The organism is Phenylobacterium sp. (genome assembly GCF_041920015.1).
GTDB lineage: Bacteria > Pseudomonadota > Alphaproteobacteria > Caulobacterales > Caulobacteraceae > Phenylobacterium.
Genome location: NZ_JAYRST010000149.1, coordinates 1 through 2,261, shown reverse-complemented (window position 1 = coordinate 2,261; position 2,261 = coordinate 1). Strand labels below are relative to the sequence as shown.

At 72.2% G+C, this 2,261-nt stretch carries 2 protein-coding genes; both read left to right on the top strand.

What is annotated here, in order from left to right; translation table 11 throughout:
* Positions 1–949, top strand: a 949-nt coding sequence (locus tag ACE3TL_RS16910; protein WP_374579824.1) for an asparagine synthetase B, incomplete at its 5' end; no start/stop codon positions are given.
* 16 nt (positions 950–965) lie between these two features.
* Positions 966–2,198 (top strand): PQQ-dependent sugar dehydrogenase, encoded by a 1,233-nt coding sequence (locus ACE3TL_RS16905; protein ID WP_374579823.1) that lies wholly within the window; start codon positions 966–968, stop codon positions 2,196–2,198.
* Positions 2,199–2,261 lie beyond the last annotated feature (63 nt).

Genomic DNA, 2,261 nt, shown 5'->3' with positions numbered 1-2,261 from the left:
CGGCCTCTTCCTGTCCGGCGGGATCGACTCGGCGACGGTCGCGACCTTGATGGCGCGGCTGAACACCCGTCCCGTCACCGCCTTCACCTGCGGCTTCGACGCCCCCGGCGCGCGCGACGAGCGGGCCGGCGCCGAGCGGGTGGCCCGCGCCCTGGACCTCGACTGGCGCGAAACGACCTTCGACGAGGGGGACTTCTGGCGCATCGTCCCCCAGGTCGCCTGGGCGATGGACGATCCCACCGCCGACTATGCGGCCCTGCCGACCTACAAGCTGGCCGAGGCCGCCAAGGGAACCCTCACCGTCGTCCTGACCGGCGAAGGGGGCGATGAGCTGTTCGGCGGCTATGGCCGCTATCGCCGCGCCCTCCGGCCCGCCTGGCTGGGCGGGCGTCCGGCCGAACCGCGGCCCGGCGACGCTGCGATACTCCAGCGCTGGCGCGCCATGGCCAAGGCGCCGCCCGGCCTCACCGCCTTGCAACGCTCGCAATGGGCCGACATCGCCACCTGGCTGCCCAACGACCTGCTGCTGAAGCTCGACCGCTGCCTGATGGCCCATGGGCTGGAGGGGCGCACGCCGTTCCTGGACCCGGAGGTCGCCGCCTTCGCCTTTCCCCTGCCCGACCGGATGAAGGTGCGCGGGCGCTATGGGAAATGGCTGCTGCGCCGCTGGCTGGAGCAGGTCTGCCCCGCCGCCGAGCCCTGGGCGCGCAAGCAGGGCTTCACCGTGCCGGTCGAGGCCTGGATCGGGCCCCGCGCCGAGGCCATCGCCGTGAAGATCGGCCAGGCCCGCGCCATCGCCGAGACTCTGGGAGCCGAGGCCGCACCGGCCGCGTTCCTCAACGATCCGGCCCGCCGCTGGCCCATGCTGTTCCTGGCGGTATGGTCGTACATCCACCTGGAGGGCGCAGAGCCCGCCGAAGCCCTCGCCGCCGTCGCCGGCCCGATCTGACCCGACTGGAGAGCCCATGCGCCGCCTGATCGTCCCCGCCCTCGCCGCCCTGCTCGCCGCCTGCGGCGGAAGCGATGGCGCGGCCCAGCCCGCCAACGCCCCGTCCTCCAACGCAGGCGTCGAGAGCCGCCCGCCGAACGCGACGGGCCAGGCGCCCGCCTTCGTCGGCCAGACCCGCGCCCCGGCCGTCACCGCCGATGTCACCTATGAGGTCCAGGTCTTGGCCGAGGGGCTCGACAAGCCCTGGGCGCTCGCCTTCCTGCCGGACGGGCGCCTGCTGGTGACCGAAAAGCCGACCGGCGCCCTGCGCATCCTCCGCAAGGACGGCAAGCTGTCGGCGCCGCTCGCCGGCCTGCCCGCGGTCGACGGGCGCAACCAGGGCGGCCTGCTGGGCCTGGCCGTCGACCCGGCCTTCGCCAGCAACGGCCTGATCTATTGGAGCTACGCCGAGGCCAAGGGCGACGGGACCAACCACACCGCCGTGGCGCGCGGCAAGCTGGCCGACGGCAAGGTCGAGAACGTGCAGGTGATCTTCCGCCAAACGCCCTCGCTCGACTCCACCCTGCACTTCGGCGGCCGGCTGGTGTTCGCGCGCGACGGAACCCTCTTCGTCACCACCGGCGAGCGCTCGATCCTGCCCGGCCGCGCCCAGGCCCAGCGGCTGGACGGCACGCTCGGCAAGGTGGTGCGCATCAACGCCGACGGCTCGATCCCCAGCGACAATCCCTTCGTCGGCCAGGCCGGCGCGCGCCCAGAGATCTGGTCCTACGGCCACCGCAACATCCAGTCCGCCGCCCTCGACCCCAAGACCGGCCAGCTTTGGGAGGTCGAGCACGGCGCCCGCGGCGGCGACGAACTGAACCATCCCGAGAAGGGCAAGGACTACGGCTGGCCGACCATCACCTACGGCCTCGAATATTCCGGTAAGCCGATCGGCGAGGGGATCACCGCCAAGGCGGGGATGGAACAGCCCGTCTACTACTGGGACCCGGTCATCGGCCCCTCCGGCATGGCGTTCTACGAGGCCGACCTCTTCCCCGCCTGGAAGGGCAGCGTCTTCATCGGCGGCCTGGCCACCAAGGACCTGGTGCGGCTGGTGCTGAAGGACGGCAAGGTGATCGGCGAAGAACGCCTGCTGGCCGACCGCGGCGAGCGCATCCGCGACGTGGTCGTCGGCCCCGAGGGCGCCCTCTACCTCGTCACCGACGCCGAGCAGGGCAAGCTGCTGAAGGTGGTTCCTAAGACGTAGGCGACTAGTTGCTCCCCCTCTGGGGGAGCTGTCCGCGAAGCGGACTGAGGGGGACTTCGGGCT

Excerpts from the sequence above, each read along its gene's own strand:
- ACE3TL_RS16905 (WP_374579823.1), top strand. The coding sequence starts at position 966 with ATGCGCCGCCTGATCGTCCCCGCCCTCGCCGCCCTGCTCGCCGCCTGC.